The 20,634-nt window shown below is 38.8% G+C and carries 14 protein-coding genes, 1 tRNA gene, 2 pseudogenes and 1 CRISPR repeat array; of the genes and pseudogenes, 8 read left to right on the top strand and 9 right to left on the bottom strand.

Annotated features, from left to right (window positions below):
• The first annotated feature begins 4 nt into the window (after positions 1-4).
• Entirely contained in the window at positions 5-502 is a 498-nt protein-coding gene (locus HMPREF9331_RS02925) for a PH domain-containing protein (RefSeq protein ID WP_016419665.1), read from the top strand.
• 49 nt (positions 503-551) lie between these two features.
• Here HMPREF9331_RS02925 and HMPREF9331_RS02920 read toward each other — a convergent pair whose 3' ends face one another.
• Positions 552-2,177: a S8 family peptidase gene (locus tag HMPREF9331_RS02920; RefSeq protein WP_016419664.1), complete on the bottom strand. Its 1,626-nt coding sequence runs from the start codon at positions 2,175-2,177 to the stop codon at positions 552-554.
• A 125-nt stretch (positions 2,178-2,302) separates the two neighbouring features.
• Between HMPREF9331_RS02920 and HMPREF9331_RS02915 the strand changes: the two genes are divergently transcribed.
• The 5 genes from HMPREF9331_RS02915 to HMPREF9331_RS02895 all read left to right on the top strand — a co-directional run bounded on the left by HMPREF9331_RS02915 (position 2,303) and on the right by HMPREF9331_RS02895 (position 5,848).
• Positions 2,303-2,863 carry an L-threonylcarbamoyladenylate synthase gene (locus HMPREF9331_RS02915; protein WP_016419663.1) on the top strand — a complete coding sequence of 187 codons (561 nt, stop codon included), beginning with the start codon at positions 2,303-2,305 and terminating at the stop codon, positions 2,861-2,863.
• Positions 2,864-2,941: 78 nt separating this feature from the next.
• Complete coding sequence (gene glyA, locus HMPREF9331_RS02910; protein WP_016419662.1) at positions 2,942-4,216, top strand: serine hydroxymethyltransferase; 1,275 nt, start codon at positions 2,942-2,944, stop codon at positions 4,214-4,216.
• A gap of 145 nt (positions 4,217-4,361) precedes the next feature.
• Positions 4,362-4,434: transfer RNA gene (locus tag HMPREF9331_RS02905), tRNA-Pro, on the top strand.
• A 28-nt stretch (positions 4,435-4,462) separates the two neighbouring features.
• Positions 4,463-4,978: a hypothetical protein gene (locus HMPREF9331_RS02900; RefSeq protein WP_016419661.1), complete on the top strand. Its 516-nt coding sequence runs from the start codon at positions 4,463-4,465 to the stop codon at positions 4,976-4,978.
• Between the two features lie 33 nt (positions 4,979-5,011).
• Positions 5,012-5,848 (top strand): alpha/beta fold hydrolase, encoded by an 837-nt coding sequence (locus HMPREF9331_RS02895; protein ID WP_016419660.1) that lies wholly within the window; start codon positions 5,012-5,014, stop codon positions 5,846-5,848.
• 65 nt (positions 5,849-5,913) lie between these two features.
• Here the strand turns inward: HMPREF9331_RS02895 and HMPREF9331_RS02890 are convergent, their stop codons facing one another.
• The 5 genes from HMPREF9331_RS02890 to HMPREF9331_RS02870 form a co-directional block, all read right to left on the bottom strand.
• Positions 5,914-6,558, bottom strand: a complete 645-nt coding sequence (locus HMPREF9331_RS02890) for a rhodanese-like domain-containing protein (RefSeq protein ID WP_040356894.1) — start codon at positions 6,556-6,558, stop codon at positions 5,914-5,916.
• Positions 6,559-6,577: 19 nt separating this feature from the next.
• On the bottom strand, positions 6,578-7,600 hold the full coding sequence (galE, locus tag HMPREF9331_RS02885) for a UDP-glucose 4-epimerase GalE (RefSeq protein ID WP_016419658.1): 1,023 nt from the start codon (positions 7,598-7,600) through the stop codon (positions 6,578-6,580).
• Positions 7,601-7,622: 22 nt separating this feature from the next.
• Positions 7,623-8,459: a mechanosensitive ion channel family protein gene (locus tag HMPREF9331_RS02880; RefSeq protein ID WP_016419657.1), complete on the bottom strand. Its 837-nt coding sequence runs from the start codon at positions 8,457-8,459 to the stop codon at positions 7,623-7,625.
• 104 nt (positions 8,460-8,563) lie between these two features.
• On the bottom strand, positions 8,564-9,967 hold the full coding sequence (ftsA, locus tag HMPREF9331_RS02875; RefSeq protein WP_016419656.1) for a cell division protein FtsA: 1,404 nt from the start codon (positions 9,965-9,967) through the stop codon (positions 8,564-8,566).
• Positions 9,968-10,050: 83 nt separating this feature from the next.
• Entirely contained in the window at positions 10,051-10,809 is a 759-nt protein-coding gene (locus tag HMPREF9331_RS02870; RefSeq protein WP_040356891.1) for a cell division protein FtsQ/DivIB, read from the bottom strand.
• 173 nt (positions 10,810-10,982) lie between these two features.
• Between HMPREF9331_RS02870 and HMPREF9331_RS02865 the strand changes: the two genes are divergently transcribed.
• Together HMPREF9331_RS02865 and HMPREF9331_RS02860 are read left to right on the top strand one after the other, a co-directional pair.
• The gene (locus tag HMPREF9331_RS02865; protein WP_016419654.1) at positions 10,983-11,900 is read left to right on the top strand and encodes a UDP-3-O-(3-hydroxymyristoyl)glucosamine N-acyltransferase; all 918 of its coding nucleotides are present in this window, start codon (positions 10,983-10,985) and stop codon (positions 11,898-11,900) included.
• An 18-nt stretch (positions 11,901-11,918) separates the two neighbouring features.
• Entirely contained in the window at positions 11,919-13,217 is a 1,299-nt protein-coding gene (locus tag HMPREF9331_RS02860) for a glycosyltransferase (RefSeq protein WP_016419653.1), read from the top strand.
• Here the strand turns inward: HMPREF9331_RS02860 and HMPREF9331_RS02855 are convergent.
• The 3 genes and pseudogenes from HMPREF9331_RS02855 to cas9 all read right to left on the bottom strand — a co-directional run bounded on the left by HMPREF9331_RS02855 (position 13,194) and on the right by cas9 (position 20,514).
• Positions 13,194-13,829, bottom strand: a complete 636-nt coding sequence (locus HMPREF9331_RS02855; protein ID WP_016419652.1) for a hypothetical protein — start codon at positions 13,827-13,829, stop codon at positions 13,194-13,196. The two genes, HMPREF9331_RS02860 and HMPREF9331_RS02855, sit on opposite strands and share 24 nt — an antisense overlap.
• Positions 13,830-14,103: 274 nt before the next feature.
• Positions 14,104-15,645: direct repeats of the CRISPR family, unit length 45 nt; unit sequence GTTGTGAGTTGCTTTCAAATTTGTAACTTTGTGACCTCAAACAAC.
• A 271-nt stretch (positions 15,646-15,916) separates the two neighbouring features.
• Positions 15,917-16,162: pseudogene (locus HMPREF9331_RS12690) on the bottom strand (CRISPR-associated endonuclease Cas1); the annotation flags it as partial.
• Positions 16,163-16,202: 40 nt separating this feature from the next.
• Positions 16,203-20,514: pseudogene (gene cas9, locus HMPREF9331_RS02845) on the bottom strand (type II CRISPR RNA-guided endonuclease Cas9).
• Positions 20,515-20,634 lie beyond the last annotated feature (120 nt).

Below are 20,634 nucleotides of genomic sequence, written 5' to 3'. Positions count from 1 at the left end.
AAATATGGAACAGTATTTTAAAGTGCGCTGGAGTTGGTGGGTGAGGATTACAACCGTTGTAGTAACAGTGGCTCTCTTAGGACTGCTTAATTATAGTCTGAACAAGTTCATGATTGATAATGATGATTATGAGGCGCTGTTAATATCTGTAACCATTTTTATCCTCTATGGAGTTTTTATGATTAATGCGCCTATTTCAGTAAGGCTAACTACCCAATATTTTGAACTCAAGAAAGTAGTGGGAAGCATAAGGATAGAGTATGCGGCTATTTCCTATATAGGACGTTATAGACCTACGCTTTCGGATATGAAAATGTTTAGTTCAGGAGGATTATGGGGTTTTGTAGGAGTGTTCCGCAATTCTGATATAGGCAGCTACAATGCTTTTATAGGGGATATGCAGCAATCCTTTCTTATAAGAACAGTAGAAGGACGGGTATATGTCTTCAGTGTGGAGGATGTAGATGATTTGATAGCTTCTATAAAGCGAGTGATTAGATAAAAAATAGGGAAAGATTCGTCTTTCCCTATTTTTTAGTTATAAAAGTCTCTTATTTACTGCGTTGGGCAGCTAAAATAATTGCATTGTAAGCATTTACTATCTTACCGGATTTGCTAAGTTCAGAGAAAAGCATGCGCTTGGCTTCTCCTTCCTCGCCTCTGCCCCCTACAAGTACTTCTTTTACAGTAGGAGTAAGTCCTGACTCCATAAGGATTTGCTTTACTTCACGAGCTTTTAGTTTAGGGAAGTAAGCACGGATAAGGGCAGCTACTCCAGCCACTTCGGGTGCCGCCATAGAGGTGCCGTCTAAGAATTTGTACTTGTTCTCAGGTACAGTAGCATAGATTTGTACCCCTGGGGAGAACAAATCTACATTGTTCTTACCGTAATTGGAGAAAGAAGCTACCAAATTCTCATTATACTCATAGTTGAGTGCCCCAATGGTAATCATAGTGTCGGTGAATTCTTTTCCATTTATATTATCGTCAGGGAAAGTGAGTTGTACATCCACGTTTTTGGTATCATTACCTGCGGCATTTACAATGAGTACATCTTTCTCAGCAGCATATTTTAGTGCATCATATACCCACTCCTTATGTGGAGAGAACTCCTTACCGAAAGAAGTGTTGATCACCTTGGCACCATTGTCAATAGCATAGCGCAAAGCAAGGGCTACGTCCTTATCATACTCATCACCATCGGGTACGGTACGTACGGGCATGATACGTACATGGTCAGCCACGCCATCTATGCCTATGTTATTATGGCGTACAGCAGCGATGATCCCAGCCACATGGGTACCATGTAAAGCGCCTTCGGCAGTGGGGCCTATCACATTGTTGTTACCATATATCTTGTCAGTGATGTCATCGGGATTGTCATTAAGCACTTTTCTTGGGTTGAACTCCTTGTTAAGCCCGTACTTGAGACGGTCTTCGTAGTGCTTGATTCCTTCAGAGAGTTCCTCTAGGGTCTCTTTTACACTTACACCATTGCTCAATAGGTATTTCATACCGCGTACAGCACCTAATAGCTGTAGGGAGGAGGCATCTATCTTATCCAAGTCTTCCTCAGTATATTCCTTTTTACCTAAGTGCTTTTGGATAAGGGCATCACTTTGAGCGATTCTTTCCTTTATTTGAGAATAGAGTTCTATTTTCTCGTTGGCATCTTTGAACTCTTTGTCGTATTTTTCCTCAGCACGCTTATAGTCAGGGTCACTCGTATCGCCTTTTTTGAGAATACGTACATATTCTAGGTTATCTTGGTTGATTTCACCTAAGAAGTTCCATCCATGTACATCATCTACATAGCCGTTTTTGTCATCGTCTATACCATTATTAGGAATTTCTTTCGGATTTGTCCAGATGATAGATTTGAGATCTTCGTGGTTAATATCCACTCCAGAATCTACTACCCCTACAATCACTGTTTGTGCTTTTCTTCCTTTAAGGGCTTTATAGGCCTCTGCAAGAGAGATACCTGGGTATCCTGTGGTGAGTAAATCTCTGTGTGGCCAAGTCTTAAGTTCGTCCTTACTTGGGTTTTCTACTTGGGTCGGAATGTTTTTTCCTTCTAGTGTTTCTATGGGTAAAGAGGCAATCTTAGAGGTCCCCCCACAAGCCACTAAAAGGCTGGCAAAAGCCCCCATGGAAATTGGTTTGATTATATTCATAAATATATTTTTTAAAAACGTCGCAAAAGTACTATTTTTTTCTGAGATATACGCTAATTTCTTAATTAAATACTAAACTCAAAAGAAGGTTGGGTTTTGTCATGGAAAAAAGGTAACTTTGTAATATGGAACTCAAAGAAATAATACACCAAACCCTTTCTTTCTTGCAAGAGGAAAAGGTAATACTTTACCCCACTGATACCATATGGGGCTTGGGCTGCGATGCTTTTTCACTAAAAGCTATTCAGCGTATCCAGCAGATCAAGCAAAGACCCTTGGCTAAGAGCTTTATACTCTTAGTCTCCTCAAAGGAGATGCTAGAGCGGTATGTAAGAGTACCTGCGGAAGTAGTAACATTCTTAGCTCGACAAGAACGCCCCACTTCGGTTGTCTATACAGAGGTATATGATAAGCATCTTCCTATAGCTGAAGATAATTCGCTGGCTTTCAGAATAGTACAAGATGATTTCTGCAAGCAGCTTATAGAAGCCTTTGGGCGTCCGCTTGTCTCTACCTCGGCCAATATAAGTGGACAGCCAAGTGCAGCCACTTTTGCTCAAATAGCCCCCGAAGTACAGCAGGCGGTAGATTTTGTTGTGCCCTATCACCAAGAAAATCAGCCTAATGCCTTAGCTTCACAGCTGGTCAAGTGGCAAGATGGACAAATTGTATATATAAGACGATAAGAAAATAAATTTTCAGTAAAAAGGCTGATTATTGAAAAAAAATAACTATATTTGCACCACTTAAAATTTTTATTTTCCATGAAGAGAGACCAACAAATTTTTGATCTTATCAAACAAGAAAAAGAAAGACAGCTCAGAGGTATAGAACTGATAGCCTCAGAGAACTTTGTAAGCCCAGAGGTGATGGAAGCCGCAGGTTCTGTACTTACTAATAAGTATGCAGAAGGCTACCCTGGCAAACGCTATTATGGAGGTTGCCAAATAGTGGATCAGGTAGAACAATTGGCTATAGACAGAGCCAAAGCCCTCTTTGGAGCAGCCTATGTGAATGTACAACCCCATAGTGGTTCGCAAGCCAATGCGTCTGTATATGCTGCAACTCTTGCCCCAGGGGATAAAATATTAGGTTTTGACCTCTCTCATGGAGGACACTTAACTCACGGCGCTTCTGTTAACTTCTCTGGAAAGCTATACCAACCTTTATTCTATGGGGTAGAGAAGGAAACAGGCCTTTTGAACTATGACAAAATAGCTGAAATAGCTCAAAAAGAAAAGCCTAAGATGATAGTGGCAGGTTATTCTGCTTATTCAAGAAATATTGACTTCAAGCGCTTTAGAGAAATAGCTGATAGTGTGGGGGCTTTCCTTATGGCCGACATAGCTCACCCAGCTGGGCTTATCGCCAAAGGTCTTCTCAATGACCCTATTCCTCATTGCCACTTTGTAACTACTACCACTCACAAGACTCTTCGTGGGCCAAGAGGGGGTATGATTATGATGGGTAAGGATTTTGAAAATCCTTTTGGTCTTAAAACCCCTAAGGGTGAAATCCGTATGATGTCCTCTCTAATAGACCTTTCTGTATTCCCAGGAAACCAAGGAGGGCCTTTGGAACATGTGATTGCGGCCAAAGCTGTATCTTTTGCAGAAGCTCTCTCCGATGAGTTCTTGCACTATGCTATTCAGGTACAGAAGAATGCCAAGAAGTTGGCTCAGCTCTTAGTGGAAAAAGGCTACAACATCGTCTCTGGCGGTACCGATAACCACCTGATGCTTATTGATCTTAGAAACAAGAATATCAGTGGTAAGGAAGCAGAAACAGCTCTTGTGAAGGCCGATATTACTGCCAATAAGAACATGGTACCTTTTGATGATAAGAGTCCTTTTGTAACCAGTGGTATCCGCTTAGGTACAGCTGCTGTTACCACACGAGGCCTTAAAGAAGCCGATATGGAAGTGGTAGCAGGCTATATAGATGAGGTTATCAATAATGCCAAAGATGAAAAACTCTTAGAAGCTGTTGCCCATAAGGTAAACAAATTCATGCAAGAGAGACCACTCTTTAATTACTAATGACAATTGACTAATGACAAGTGCTTCATAATTAGTCACTTGTCACTTGTCATTAGTCACTAGTTGTTTGTCATTAGTCATTATAAAAAAGTTTGGTTGTTTGAAAAAAAAGGTGTATCTTTGCACCCGCAAATCAAAGTTTGTTCGGGATGTAGCGCAGTTGGTAGCGTTCACGTATGGGGTGCGTGAGGTCGCTGGTTCGAGTCCAGTCATCCCGACTATTTTTTTAATCTACTTTTATAACGAATGTTTCACAGATACATAAAGATTGCTATAGCAGTGCTTATCTTCGCATTTGCTATTTATCAATTTACCTTAGGAAATATTGGTAATGGGATATTCCTTATACTACTTTCGGCTTTTCCTATATTGTTTTTCTTCAGAAATGAGTTTTTGCTTTTAGCTTTCCTAAGACTGCGTAAGCAGGATATGGTAGGAACTAAAAAGTGGCTTGATCGCATCAAAAATCCTGAAACAGCTCTGATTAAAAAGCAAAGAGGCTATTATAACTATCTGTATGGGATTGTCTCTTCTCAGACCAATCTTACTCAGGCAGAGAAATACTTCAAGACAGCGCTCAAATATGGACTCAATATGAGTTATGATGAGGCTATGGCAAGGTTGAGCTTGGCGGGCATAGCTATGCAAAAAAGGCGTAAACGAGAAGCCCAAGAGTACCTTACCCAAGCTAAAAAGTTAGATAAGCAAAATATGCTCAAGGATCAAATCCGAATGATGCAAGAACAACTCAAAAGGATATAATATTTTTCTAATTCTATCCTAACTCCCCAATATATGAAAAAAATTACGATAACCACCCTCTTATTTCTATTTATATTCCCTTTGTGTACTTTAGGACAAGCAGCGCCATTTTCAGTACAAAAAACAGGAGAAAAAGGAAATCCTATTTTATTTATTCCAGGGCTTGCCTGCTCAGCGGAAGTGTGGCAAGATACCGTTAAGGAGTTTAGTCCTAATCATATCTGCTACCTCTTTACTATGGCAGGATTTGCAGGGGTTACTCCAGTGAAAAATCCAAGTTTGGAGAATTGGGCAGAAGCTATCATTTCTTATATCAAAAAGGAAAAAATCAAGCAGCCTATTATTGTTGGGCACAGTTTGGGGGGAATGCTTGCTATGAAAATAGCAGCAAAAGAACCTAAACTACTTCAGAAAATAGTAGTGGTAGATGCGTTACCTGCGCTTGCAGCTCTCTCCAATAGTGATTTTAAAGTGGATCCCAATAAGGATTGTTCTCCTATAATTAAAGAGTTTGTGGATATGTCAAAGGAAAAATTTGAGCAAACACAAAGGTCATCTATGGTTTATTATACTGAAAATAAAGAGAAAATTCCTCAAATAGTACAATGGAGTGTAGATTCAGACAGGGAAACTATTGCAAAAATGGTCTGTGAATTATCTAATACAGATCTTAGGGAGGAGATACAACAAATACAAGTGCCTACTTTAGTCTTATTAGAGTCTGTTTTTAGCTTTTCCAAAAATAAGATAGAACAACAATACGCAAAGTTACCCAAAAAGGAACTTAAATATGCAAATAAGGGACTCCATTTTGTTATGTATGACGATTATGATTGGTATATACAACAACTAAAAGAGTTTATTCAATAAAAAGTAAGTGAACAATACACTGAAGAAGAGGCTGTCCTTCGTCGACAGCCTCTTTTTTGTAGCATCTACTCTTGGAAATACTTTGATTTGGTCAGTATAAAAAGGTTTTCATCCTGAACTCCTATAAGCTCATGCTCTACATTGGCAGGGATATTATAGGTGTCTAAGGCCTTTAGTAGTACTTCTTCTCCATTGATCAAAAAGCGTACTTCTCCTTTGACCATCACAAGGAAAGCAGGAACATCGGTAGTATGCTTTCTAAGAACAGCACCTTTGCCCAAAGCAACGGCTACTTGTTTGATACCTTCACCACTTTTGATTACCAAGGCAGTATGCTTATCTGTACGATAGGTGAGCATATCCATAAGATTCTCTTTCTGTAGCGACTTGAGAAAAGCAACTCCTTTTCCATTTACTGCCTGAATGTTGTGCTTAGCTAGGAGCTTTCTAGCCGCTTCAGAGCGCTTGCCACTCCTACAGAAGACAATGATATTGGTTTTTCCTTGGAATTGAGAGAGTTCCTTCTCTATATTTTCCAAAGGAATATTCACTGCATGTGCGGCACTTCCTGCGTCAAATTCTTTTTCAGAACGTACATCGACCAAGAAGGCATCCTTCTCATTGACAAGGGTAGCCAAGGATTTCTCTTGCGCTAAGGCGATTCCTGAGAAGGAGAGCGCCACTAGCGAGAGGAGTTTATTTATTTTCATAAGATAAAAAAATTGAAGATTATTTCGCTCTTAGTTTTTGCTCCCAATTCCAAGCCGAGAGCAGGGCATCTTCGAGGGTCTGCTTAGCCTTCCAGCCCAATACTTCATTGACCTTATGGGTATCGGCATAGGCAGCAATGACATCTCCTGCGCGACGACCTACAATCTTGTAAGGGAGGGATTGCCCGCTTACTTTTTCAAAGGCCTTGATAACCTCCAGCACGGAACTTCCCTTACCAGTACCTACATTGAACACCTCATAGTTGCCTTGTATCTTCCCTTGAAGAATATACTCAAGGGCAGCTAAGTGTGCTTCGGCCAAATCTACCACATGGATATAGTCGCGGATACAAGTGCCATCGGGGGTAGGGTAGTCGTCCCCATATACAGAGAGAGATTCTCTTAAGCCAATAGCCGTTTGGGTAATATAAGGAATTAGGTTTTGAGGTACACCATTGGGCAACTCCCCAATAAGGGCAGACTCATGGGCTCCAATAGGGTTGAAATAGCGTAAGGAAATGGCTTTGATAGCAGGTACTACGGCACAGGTATCACGGATAATCTCTTCGTTGATCTGCTTGGTATTGCCATAAGGGCATTCGGCCTGCTTGAAAGGAGCGTCCTCTGTTACGGGGAGCTTGTCGGCCTGTCCATACACGGTACATGAAGAACTGAAGATAAAGGCCGTGTTTTCCCTTTTCTGAAGCTCCTCGAGGATATAGATAAGAGATGCTATGTTATTTTCATAGTACAAAAGGGGTTTTTCTACACTTTCCCCTACCGCCTTGGAAGCTGCAAAGTGGATAACGCCATCAATCTTGGGATAACGACGGAAGAAATCCTGTACTTTGTCCTTTTCTCTAAGGTCTATTTGCTCAAAAATAGGTGTTTTTCCAGTGATTTTGGCAATTCTATCCTTAACTTCAATAGAAGCATTGGACAAATTGTCTATGATAATCACTTCATGACCAGCTTGTTGCAGAGCCACCACAGTATGAGAGCCAATAAAGCCCAAACCACCTGTTACTAAAATGGTTGCCATATTCTTAATTTAGTTAGTTACTTTATTGTGAAATGATATGTACATCTCTTTGAGGGAAAGGAATTTCAATACCTTCCTTATCAAAGGTTAATTTTATTTGCTCTATTAGATAAAAGTGAGTATCCCAATAGTGTTCGGTTTTTGACCATACACGTAGGGTGAAGTTTACCGAGTTATCCGCCAATTCGTTCACATAAACCACAGGAGCAGGATCCTGAAGGGCAGTAGGACAACTTTGGGTAAGTGAATAGAGAATTTCTTTTGCTTTCTTGAGGTCTGAGCCATAGCCAATGCCTACAATAATGTTGTCTCGGCGGGTTGGATTCTGAGAATAATTGATGATATTATCCGAGAATAGAGGACCATTGGGGATAATCACTCGTTCGTTGCCAAACTTGATAATAGTAGTATAGAACATACCTATACGCTCTACTGTGCCTAAATGTCCTTTTGCCTCGATAGAATCACCTATACGGAAAGGCTTGAGTATTAGGAGCATGATACCACCAGCAAAATTGGATAATGACCCCTGTAAGGCTAAGCCTATAGCAACGCCCGCTGCGGCCAAAGCTCCTAAGAAAGAGGAAACAGGTACTCCTACCTTTTGGATAACGGTTAGAAAAAGAATGATATAGAGCACCCAGCGCAGTAGTTCATTCACGAAGTTCTGTATGGTAATATCCACCGAACGAGCCACCATCAGGCGTCTTACGAACTTTCGTATCAGGCGGCATATCCATACCCCTACAAATAGGACAATGATAGCTCCTATTAGGCTAGGTAAGAAACCAATAATTTTGTCCATGAATTTCCCCAAAAAGGACTGAAAATCATTTAGATATACATCTTTTTGTTCCATTGTGAATAAGTAATGAATTAAGAGACAAAAATAAGGATTATAATTGTATCTAACAAATATAATCCTTGTTTTTTACGTTAATGTAGTATAAAAATCAAGTATGGCTATTCCATGGTTTTGAAAAAGTCAGTAAACTTATCCGAGAGGGTTCTTATGATATTCTTCTTTTCAGGCTTGTGTTCTTCCTCTTTTTCTTTTTCCTTTTCAGGTTCTTGTTCCGCTACAGGAAGTACTACAGGTTCGGCAACTGCGGGCGCTTCCTCCTCTGGTTCTATAGTAGCTGTAGGTTCCTGTGTAGGGGTCTCACTTAGCTGGGAGAAGTCGATGCGCTGTCCCTCACTATGTTCGCGCTCTATGCCGTCCAATAATAGCCCGATGGCAGTGGCATAGATAGGAGAGGAAAGCTCGGTAGGGGTATTGCTAGCTAAGTGCTCATTGGGGTGACCAATACGGGTAGGTAGGCCTGTGAGGTATTCCACCAGCTGAGGTAGGTCTTTCAGTTCACTACCCCCTCCAGTGAGTACAATCCCTGCGATGAGCTTTTTGCGCGGTTGGTCATAGCCATAGTTTTTGATTTCATTGAAGATAGCTTCAATGATCTCTTCCATACGGCAGCGTATGATACGCGCTAAGTTAGTAACTTGAATCTCTTGAGGCTCACGTCCTTTGAACATTTGGATATTGATTACCTCATTTTCTTTGGTATATTCAGGCCATGCAGAGCCAAAACGGATCTTGAGCTGCTCGGCTTGTTTGTCAAAAACATTACAACCTTCCCTGATGTCCTTATCTATAATATTGCCACCAAAAGGCACCACTGCTGTATAGCGGATATAACCTTCCTTGAAGATAGCCAAGTCGGTAGTACCCCCCCCTATATCCACCAAAGCTACCCCTGCTTCCTTCTCTTCCTCACTTAGTACAGAAGCCGAAGAGGCAATAGGTTCCAAGGTAAGTCCTTTTAGGGCAATTCCCGCTTTGGTTACACAGCGTTGTATGTTCTTGATAGGGGCTACTTGTCCTGTTACAATATGGAAAGTACCCTCCAAACGCGATCCTACCATTCCGATAGGGTCATGTATATCTTCCTGATTATCAACTTTGTATTCTTGTGGAAGTATATGAATCACTTCTTCACCAGGGTATCGGTTCTTGCTGCTCATCACACATTGGCAAAGCGCTTCCAAGTCCTTAACGGTGATAATCTCCTCAGCATTCTCGCGTGTGATATAGTCAGAGGCCTCATTGCTCTTGATATGTTGCCCTGCAATACCCACATAAGCCTCCGAGATGATCACTCCAGCTTTGGCTTGTGCCTGTGCTACCGCCTGTTCTATAGAATCAATCGTTTTTCCTATATTTCCTACCATTCCACGGAAAATACCTTGGCTCTTAGCTTTTCCATAACCTAAGATCTCCAACTTACCATATTGGTTCTCGCAACCAATGATTGCCACAATCTTAGTAGTTCCTATGTCAATTCCCGCAAAGTATTTTCTCTGATTCATTTTATTTTCTGTTTTCATTTCTAATAATATCTAATCTGTTATTTTGTGTGTTTTTTAATTCTTTTATGAATATTTTTAAATCCTTACTCATTTGCTTGTTCTATAGCTGTCTGAGCTCTGTGGCAGACCACTTGATTGTTATATTGCAGATCTATTCTTGTGTATTTATCTAAGAAATGATCCTTAGCAGCTTTTTTATAAAAGGCTTTTAAGTTGTTGAATTTCAAAGGTATATTATCAGCCTTTCCCAAGCAAACAGAGAAATCAGCTCCTCGGAGTCTTGCATAGAAAGCACCCTTGTTGGCGGTCAGTTCTATAATGTTTTCTTTTAGAAAATGATCTGTATAGATGTGTTTTAGAATCAGATGTGCGTCCTCCCACTGTTTTTCACCTACCCCACGTACAATAGGCACACGGGCAGAGGTGGCTTTGGAAAGCGGCATCTGCTTGCCCTGCATATCCATATAATAGAACTGATTATTGGAGATAATCCTCGCTATCGGTTCACGCTGCTTGACATCCACTTTGAGTATCCCGTCAATAGTGAGATAAATATCTGCACTTTCTACCATGGGATCAGCATCCAGTTTTTTTTCTAACAAATTTATTTTCAGCTCCTTAAGGGAGTATTCTTCGGCATTCTTAGTAGAAAACAATAGGCTCTCAATCGCATCGTTAGTAATATATTGTACTTTGTCAAGTGGTGCTTGGCGGTTGATGATTATTTTCTGTACTTTGCGAATATTATTTCGGTGGTTAGCAAAAGATTGGAATAGTATTGGTAAGAGAACAATACAGCTGATTTTGAGGATAATAAATAATTGCGTTTTTTTATTATTCATCAATGAAATAACATATAATCTATAGGGCAAAGATACTAATAAATGCACGCAAATAGTCATGGGAAAAGGGATTTTTTATTAACAAATAGGGGGCGGATTTTTTTTAGAAAAAATTCACTATTAGGGTATTCATATTTTTTTTATCTTTGCAACCATAATTATTTTATGACCCTATGAAGTTTCCACAACCTTATACATTAGAACAAATAGCCACTATTATCAATTGTCCCTTTGTGGGAGATAAAGCCTTTCCTGTACTGGGTATGAATGAGATACATGTGGTAGAGCAGGGCGATATTGTCTTTGTGGATCACCCAAAGTACTATGACAAAGCGTTGCAGTCTAAGGCAACTATAGTGTTGATTAACAAGGAAGTACCTTGTCCAGAGGGCAAAGCGCTGCTTATTTCCGATGATCCTTTTAGGGATTTCAATAAGCTCACTCAGTTTTTCAAACCTTTTGAAAAGGCCGATACACTGGTTGCTCCTACGGCTAAGATAGGCCAGCATACGATTATACAGCCTGGGTCTTTTGTAGGCAATCATGTGGAGATAGGAGATCACTGCCTGATTCATGCCAATGTAACCATATATGATGGTTGCAAGATAGGAGACCATGTAACTATACATGCAGGTACTATCCTCGGTGCCGATGCGTTCTATTATAAGAAACGGCCTGAAGGTTTTGACAAACTCATCTCAGGGGGGCGCGTGGTCATAGAGGATCATGTGGACTTAGGGGCGCTCTGTACCATAGACCGAGGTGTTACAGGCGATACCACTATCAAGCGAGGTACCAAGATAGATAACCATGTACATATAGGCCACGATACAGTAGTGGGGCAGGAGTGCCTAATCGCCTCCCAAGTGGGTATTGCAGGTTGTGTGGTAATAGAAGATAGGGTTACCCTATGGGGACAGGTAGGTATCACCAGTGGGGTTACTATAGGTGAAAAAGCAGTAATTCTCGCTCAAAGCGGCGTTACCAAATCACTCGAAGGAGGGCAAACCTATTTTGGTTCTCCTGCCGAGGAAGCCCGTAAGAAATACAAGGAATTGGCCTCTGTAAGAATCCTTGCCGAAAAGCGTTAGTACTAATCAGCATCAGGAATGAAGAAAGTACTTATCATCACCTACTATTGGCCGCCAGCAGGGGGACCAGGGGTACAACGCTGGGTCAAATTTGTCAAGTACCTACGCGATTTTGGTATAGAACCAGTGATCTATACCCCCCAGAATCCTACTTACCCTATACTTGACCCCCATATGGCAGATGATATCCCTGAAGACCTAACCGTCCTAAAAACTAAGATTTTTGAGCCCTACGCTTTGGCCTCTCTCTTCTCTAAGGAGAAGACCCAAAAGATAAGTGCAGGTATTATCCCTACTAAAAAGCCCTCCCCGCTTGACAAACTCCTGCTCTGGATACGGGGCAACCTCTTTATTCCCGATGCAAGGGTGCTATGGGTACGCCCTTCTGTAAAATATCTGTCAAAATACCTATCTGAGAATCATATAGATACCATTATTACTACAGCTCCTCCACATAGCCTACACCTTATAGGACTACGCCTCAAGGAGCAGTTTCCCGCCTTGCGCTGGATAGCCGATTTCAGAGACCCATGGACAACCATAGGTTACCATTCGCAGCTAAGACTCACTAAGCACTCCGCACAGAAACATTTGGCCATGGAGCAAGCTGTTTTGCAAACTGCCGATACCCTGATTGTAACCAGTCCCAGTACCCAAAGAGAGTTTCAAGCCAAGACCTCTCGCCCAATAGAGGTGATTACCAACGGCTATGACGATGAACTCCCTACAGAGACCCCCTCGGTTTCCCCTCTTTTTCTGCTCTCTCATATAGGCTCCTTACTCTCCGAGCGCAATCCCGAACCTCTTTGGCAGGTCTTGAGCGAGATGATAAGGGAACAAGCCGACTTCAGGCAAGACCTACGTATATGCTTGGCAGGAAAAGTAAGCGATGAGGTACTCGCCAGTCTTCAGAAGTGGCAGCTTACCGACTATTTAGACTTAAAGGGCTATATCTCTCACGCTGAGGCCATAGTTCTACAACGCCATTCACAACTTTTGCTCCTTTTGGAGATTAACCAACCCAAGACAGAGGGTATTATCCCAGGGAAACTCTTTGAATATATGGCCTCACAGCGACCTATACTCGCCTTGGGGTATAAGCAATGGGATGTCAAGGATATTATTGCACAAACCCAAACAGGCATCACCCTTTCCCTAACCGACACACAAGGTATTAAGCAAGCCCTCACTCATTACTATGCGCTCTATAAGACTCAGCAGCTTCATATGCACCCAACCTCCCTTGAGGCTTATCATAGAAAAAACCTTACTAAAAGGCTTAGTGAACTAATTTTAAGGTGGGAGCGCCTTAGCTAGTGTTAGGTTAGAGACGCAATTTAGAGAAGCGCTCCTTATAGGCGACTCAATCAAGGTGATTTCCTTGTACAAGCCTTCCTTAATAACTAAGCGCTGGAGGCAAACCTTACGGGGTTTGCTCGTATGTTTAGGACTTTTATCATCCTTGACATAGGGGCGCTGATGACAAACCTTACGGGGTTTGCTCGTATGATAGGAGGCTTTGGCAGTAGGATGGTTAGGCTCTTGCTGAGAAGTCCTAAACTTTTCTTCCCTAGGAGAGGAGGCTGCTAAACAGGTGCTGGCTGGAGTGTCTATATTGGTTTGGGCGAATTGCTCACCAGCTTCATTGTCATGGGCTTTGCCCTTATAGGCAGGCATTGGCAAATCAGACGTTAGACATTGAGCCGCTGGCAAATCACATGATGTGAGAGTTGGTGTTGCGTAAGCAGGCGCAGCTTGTTTTTCACTCTTCACTTTTTGTTTTTCATCTCTTTGCAGCCATCCTTCTAAACGCATAATAAGGCGAATAGCTGCGATGCTTTGGCTAATGGTGGCCACTATAGTCTTCCCATTGCTCTCTATCGGCTCACGACGAGCGTATGTCCAAAGTATATCTAAAGCCTCTTCCATAATGATTAATGATTAATGCCACTAATGGTTAATGGCTGACCACTGACTACTGAAAAACGAGGCAAAGTTACAACAATTCAGGTGTCGAAGTCAAGGGGAAGGCTTATGAGAAGTAAGAATTTATACAATAAAAAAATATGTTAAGTACTTAACAGAAGTTAGTGGTCAGAGGTCAGTCTATAGTGACTAACCTCTTATTCGTTATGCTGTTACATCTAAATATGTTAATTGTATATTAAAATCAACTTGTAAAACATGAATTAGTATAAGTATTGTTGTGAGTTATTTTTAAATTCGCAACTTTGTGGCCTCAAACAACTTTTGCACTGTCAAAATTAAACAAGAATATGTTGTGAGTTGCTTTCAAATTCGTAACTTTGTGACCTCAAACAACAAGGTTACTTTTCAAGATGAGTTTGGAAATGTTGTGAGTTGCTTTCAAATTCGTAACTTTGTGACCTTAAACAACCTATCTGAGATGAAGGATAAGTACTTAGCCGTTGTGAGTTGCTTTCAAATTCGTAACTTTGTGACCTCAAACAACAGATAGGGAGGAGGATATAAAAAAGTTATGTTGTGAGTTGCTTTCAAATTCGTAACTTTGTGACCTCAAACAACGAGATGAAAACAGCCATCATTACCAATCCTGTTGTGAGTTGCTTTCAAATTCGTAACTTTGTGACCTCAAACAACTTCATCGGAAAGAGGGTACAGCGGAGCGCGTTGTGAGTTGCTTTCAAATTCGTAACTTTGTGACCTCAAACAACCAACGTAAATATGAACTAAGAGCCTTTGCCGTTGTGAGTTGCTTTCAAATTCGTAACTTTGTGACCTCAAACAACCGATAGTCAAGGACATGAACGGGCAGATAAGTTGTGAGTTGCTTTCAAATTCGTAACTTTGTGACCTCAAACAACCAAGTTTCTGAGTAAATCGACGACCTGAGCGTTGTGAGTTGCTTTCAAATTTGTAACTTTGTGACCTCAAACAACCCAAGAAGCAAACAACACAACGTGGCGGCCGTTGTGAGTTGCTTTCAAATTCGTAACTTTGTGACCTCAAACAACCATGCTGATTTATCATTGACCAAGAACAACGTTGTGAGTTGCTTTCAAATTCGTAACTTTGTGACCTCAAACAACAGTGGATGGGGAGCGCCTGATCCTACACAGCGTTGTGAGTTGCTTTCAAATTCGTAACTTTGTGACCTCAAACAACTTTTCCTCATCCGAACCTTCCCAAACTGCGTTGTGAGTTGCTTTCAAATTTGTAACTTTGTGACCTCAAACAACGGAAAAGGAACTGAAGGAGAAAGAGGAGGGGTTGTGAGTTGCTTTCAAATTTGTAACTTTGTGACCTCAAACAACTGTATAAAAAACTCGCTTTCGAGAATCACCGTTGTGAGTTGCTTTCAAATTTGTAACTTTGTGACCTCAAACAACTCCACAGCCTGCCCTTTGTCGTTGAGTAGGGTTGTGAGTTGCTTTCAAATTTGTAACTTTGTGACCTCAAACAACCCAATTATGGCACTAACATCAATACATTTTGTTGTGAGTTGCTTTCAAATTTGTAACTTTGTGACCTCAAACACCCCCCCCACTTTCGGTGGCTATCTTGACAATGTTGTGAGTTGCTTTCAAATTTGTAACTTTGTGACCTCAAACAACGCCCGCTTGGTTGGCTTCGTTCTTAGCAAAGTTGTGAGTTGCTTTCAAATTTGTAACTTTGTGACCTCAAACAACTGATATAGATATTTATGTAGCACAAAACAGTTGTGAGTTGCTTTCAAATTTGTAACTTTGTGACCTCAAACAACCTCAATCTTTTTAAAGAGATTGATTGTCTGTAGGTTATTCAAAAGTTCAAAAAGAGAAAACCTTCTTTTCTATTCTATCTTAGGAATAAAAAGGAAGGTTTTTCGTTTTCTAAAATTTAAAAAAGAGTGAGCTGAATACAATCTTTAGGAGGATCTTTCTTTGATTGACAATAGAAGATCTCTATTCCTTCAAATTGCTTGTCGGTGATAGTAAATATGGCTACTTTTCCAAACTCAGGGAGCCATTGCTTGACACGGTTGATATGTACCTCGGCATTCTCCTTGCCAAGGGTAAGTGCCATTCATCACAGCTGATAAGGATCACATTGTTTTTCATCAGTTCCTGTATCAGCTGGTGAGAGAGGGTGATTTGGTAATGGTCAAGCATCAGTAGTCCTATATCTTCTATAGGGACACTGCCTTTTTCTTCTTTGGTTTCTGGGTCGGTAACCTTTAATTGTTTGTCTTTCAGCTTCAAATAAGCAGGGTTACCTATATAAATAGAACGGTATAACATAGCTTATATGATTCAATTGTTTTTGCTTAATGTTTAATATTTAGTATTCTCCAATACTTACTATATTTCCTAAATGATTAATACGAACTTTTATAATACCTTTTAAAAGAGATAATCCTCCTCGCTTCCAAGTGATATCTTTCAAAATATTATTAGTCTCCACATTAGTTTCCAAATGATGTCTGAAGAAATAATCCTTAATAGATATTTTTTGTACTCTAAACAAGTTTGGACTTATTAATTTCTTATTTTTTGGATCTAATAGGTCTATTTCAGAAGGGTTAAATCCAGTTATTTCGTTAGGGAATACAAACATCTCATTCTGTTTCATGGTGAATAAGAATTGCCAACCTTCTTCTTGTTTGTAAGTTTTATCTATGATAGGAAGTCCTTGCTGAGCACGCACAACAGCTTCAAAGAAGGAGACGATTTGTTCTTGCAAATTTCCTTTTTGATCACGATAAATGGCAACATGGTGGTTATTACCTGTACTTACAAAATCTACAGGGATCTCTTGCCCTTCTTTGTCTAAGATAGGTTTTCCTAGGTGATCTTTCTTACTATGTAAGGCTTGAGTATTCTTTACACCACTGATAGTAACTCGCTTGATTGAAATTCCTTTCTCTTTGTTGAGCCAAATAGGATTCTTATCTAAATCAGCAAAGGCTTTTTTAGGGTCATTGTTATAAGTTTCAAGTCTTTCTTTAAGGATACGCTTTATACCTTCATCTACTATTTTTTCAATAGATATTGAGTTAGGAACAAATTCTTTGGAGGTAGGATTTTCAGAGACTATTTTTTTTCTTATAGAAAAATCTTCCTCTAAATAAATAAGATTTACTTTCTCTGGTAAAATTTTAGTTTTAGCATCATCCAAATAGATAGGATTCTTAGAAAGGGCATTCTTTCCTGTAAATGCTTTTTTGGGATTATTTTCATTTGCTTCTAATCTTTTTTGTAACGCATATCGATAAATAGGATTAGATACTTTTGAAATAGTTTCTTTATCAAATTTTGTGCCTATCTTTTCTTCTTTATTACTATAATAATGATATTTGCCATATATAGTTTCTTTATGTAGTTGCCCTCGTGGTGTAAGTGTTTCTTGTTTTTTATTTGTACCAGCTATCTTATTTATACTTTTGGTAACTACTTTATTTTTTGTTTTATGAGAAATGAGTATTTCTTCTAAATATTTTTTAGCTATTTGTCTAAAACCTGGTATTGGTTCTATAAAAACCCTTTTTTCATTACCATTTTCATCGTGTATTTTAGTAGTTTCTTTTCTTTCTATACCTAAAATATCAGCATATAGTTTATTGTTTTCATCTTTTCGGGCATTCAGATGATTGAGATATTGTATATAAGAGGGTTTGGTAAAGGCAACAGTAAGCGCATCCATAGCATGATGACGATGGTCATTACGCTTTGTCCAGTCTTTTATCACTTCTACTTTTCTACCATCTCTACGCTCTATTATTTCAGTAAGTCCTAAATCCCTGTATTTAGGCATGTTTAGTTCTTTCATGATATCTATTAGTCCCCAATCTTCACGTAACCTATCGGTAATACTTCCTGATGTGCTAACAACACTTCTAGTTATTTGGAAAAGTAGATCCTTCGCCTTTTTGGCTATATATTGAGTTTCTCTCAAGTCTCTGTTGATAAAACCGTCGTTAATTTCGGTTGCTTTTTTTAGTAAATTTCTATACTTGGTAGCTGAAATGTTTTTAGTTTTAAAGGCATTTTCTACTCTTGCAATATATTGGTTAAGTTCTTCTTCACCTAAAGAAGAATCTATAAAATCAAAAGCTGTATTTTCTCCTTTTTTGAGATTGAAATCTCTGTAGGCTAATGTCTTATTTGAGAAACTATCATCAAACACTCTTGCTTTAGGAACGATATGTTCAATATCAATATTCTTACTAAACAATAGTTCTTTAGGAATATCGGTATTTGTATATAGATCCTTATAGTCATTATGAGCTAACTCTTGATATAATCGATAACGAGTGATATCATTTTTAGTAGGATTTTTGATTCCAAAATCTGAGATAAGTATACTCTTAATCTTTTCTTGTTCTATGGTAGCATTCTTTATATTTAGGGTCATTTCAGCTCGTTCTTGTGCATTTTTCTTTAGTTCACGGGCTAATTCTATACGAATTTCATCAAAATGGAAGTACTTAATGATGTTTCCTTCAGCATCCTTCTCACTATTTTTTTCTATTAATGCATTTACGACATTAATCATTTGGTTGAGACCTTTTTCTACAACAGGATTTCTTAAACTATTCTTCTTTAGTGGAGAAATTAGGTCTTTTAGTGGCCTATTATTCAGTTCTTCTTTTGTTAAAGAAAGTTTGGAGTGCCTATATCCTGCTAATTCACAAGCAGTACTATATTGGTTCTCCTTTATATAAGGATATATTTTACGAATGGCTTTCGCCGAGAGACTACCATAATCATCTTGAAATGATATGTTTGAAAGAAACACAGCATGTTCTCTTTTGAAACCGAATTTATCTTGTAATAATTTGTAAAGTGTTTCATTACCAGAAGGAGAATTATCACTTTCATAAGAATAAAGTAAATGCCAAAGTTGATAAGAAGCCTGTTTTTCAAAGTCTTTAATAGGTAGAGTAGCATCAAAATATAGTATTGCTGTACTGATACCTAATGTTTCAAAAATATGTTGTATATTTTCTCTTATTTCCTTTGCAGAAAGAGGAGATTCTTCTAAATCCCAATCCTCTTTATCTGATTTTATTCTCAAAAAGGTCTTTATATCATACCCCTCTATCTCAATAATCTTCAAATAAGCCTCATAAAGTGATTTTTGAGTTCTATTTCCTTCTAATTGGTTGTAATTGATTTCCCATTCTTGAGGAATATAACCTAATAAACGGATTACTTTATCTGCTTTTAGGTTACCTTTTAGGTTAAGTTCCTCAAAAAGAAGTTGCTTACACTCCATATCTAAGCTAAAGAATGTTTCAGAGGGTGTGCCGAATAATTCAAAAAGCAAAGGAGCAGGTGTAACAGCTTTCTTTTTTCGAGTTCCTTTCTTTTTACAAATAACATTATTGAGGATTTGCCAAATTTTGAATTCTTGAAATAGGGGAGATGATTTGGGAATGACACGAACTCCAATCTGCTTAGTGACAGTTTTTCCTTCTTTTTCAATAGTAATCTCTTTATTTTCAAATTCACAAAGAGAGATTAATCCCTTTTGTGATTTAAGTCTGCGTTGATAGAAAATTATGGTATCTCGGATCTGTTTTTTTAAATCTTCTGTAAGTTCTTTGTGAAAAATAGCTTGTGTCTCCCAAATACGCTCAAATTCGTCTAAATAATCTTGCCGGTAAAATACTTTATTTTTAAGACTATAGTGTCTATCCTCTTTCAGTTTTGTATATAAAAATTGTCCTATCGTTTGCTTATTGAAATAGAGTTCCTTACTTCTATCTGAAATATTTCCTAGATAGTTACTACTATTGTTTAGATTACTATTTATTTCGACCAAAACATAAGCAACTTCTTCTTTTGAGAGTTTTTTTGGAAAGAGCATCTACTCTCCAACGATATGCTTGCAATCGCATTTGTTCTTTAGTACCTCTGTTTTCAGCAGTATTGAAATGATAATAATTATAGAAAATACTTGAGGAATCAGTTTTGTTTTTTCCTTGCAAAGCCTTGTAAAGGTCATTTGTTAAGATTTCAGGATAAAATTCCTTTTGAAAATTCCAAATAAGGTCAAATTCCTTTTGCAAGTCTGAATGATAAAAATCAGGAAGTTGCTTTTTCTTTTCTTTTAATAGTTGCAATACTAATTGACCAGGAGTTAAATTCTCATCATATAGACGTTTGGCAATAGCCATTCCATCTATTATCTGTCCATCATCTTTATTTTTAACTTTTCTACTACTTTTATAACCTCGTTTTTTATTAATAGCAAGGAAAACTCTTACTAATTCATCTTTTTCGATCCGTTCAACAGCAGCTTTAGCTCTCAATTGCCAAGTAGAGTGGGTCGTGTTTTTCCCATCTTCAGCTAAGATTGTAGAAGAGGTAATAAGACCTGCTTGAATTGATAATTCGATGAGTTGTTTTCGTCTTAATTGATAGCGATCAAGGTTTGTTCTTGCCCCATGTTTAAGAGTTCTATCTGCATTAGTACTAATAGTTTTTCCTCTTTCAAAATTAGATAATTCATCTACACTTAGAGGAATAATACGAACTCCAATTTCTTCAATAGTTGATTTTTCTCGGTCTTCATCCTCTATAATATGCGAAAAACCGATAGAGGTGGTACCCAAATCTAATCCTAAAATATGTTTTCTCTTCTTCATATATTTAATAAGTTTAATTCGCTACAAATTTAATAAAAAAATCATATTTAAGTTTGTTATTTAGAAAAAAAGTTGTACTTTTGTCCCATATTTGAAAGCAACTCACAATAAGGATTATTC

It is taken from the genome of Capnocytophaga granulosa ATCC 51502 (genome assembly GCF_000411115.1).
Lineage (GTDB): Bacteria > Bacteroidota > Bacteroidia > Flavobacteriales > Flavobacteriaceae > Capnocytophaga > Capnocytophaga granulosa.
Note: the sequence above shows the minus strand (reverse complement) of the source record. Positions and strands in the feature narration are given on the sequence as shown.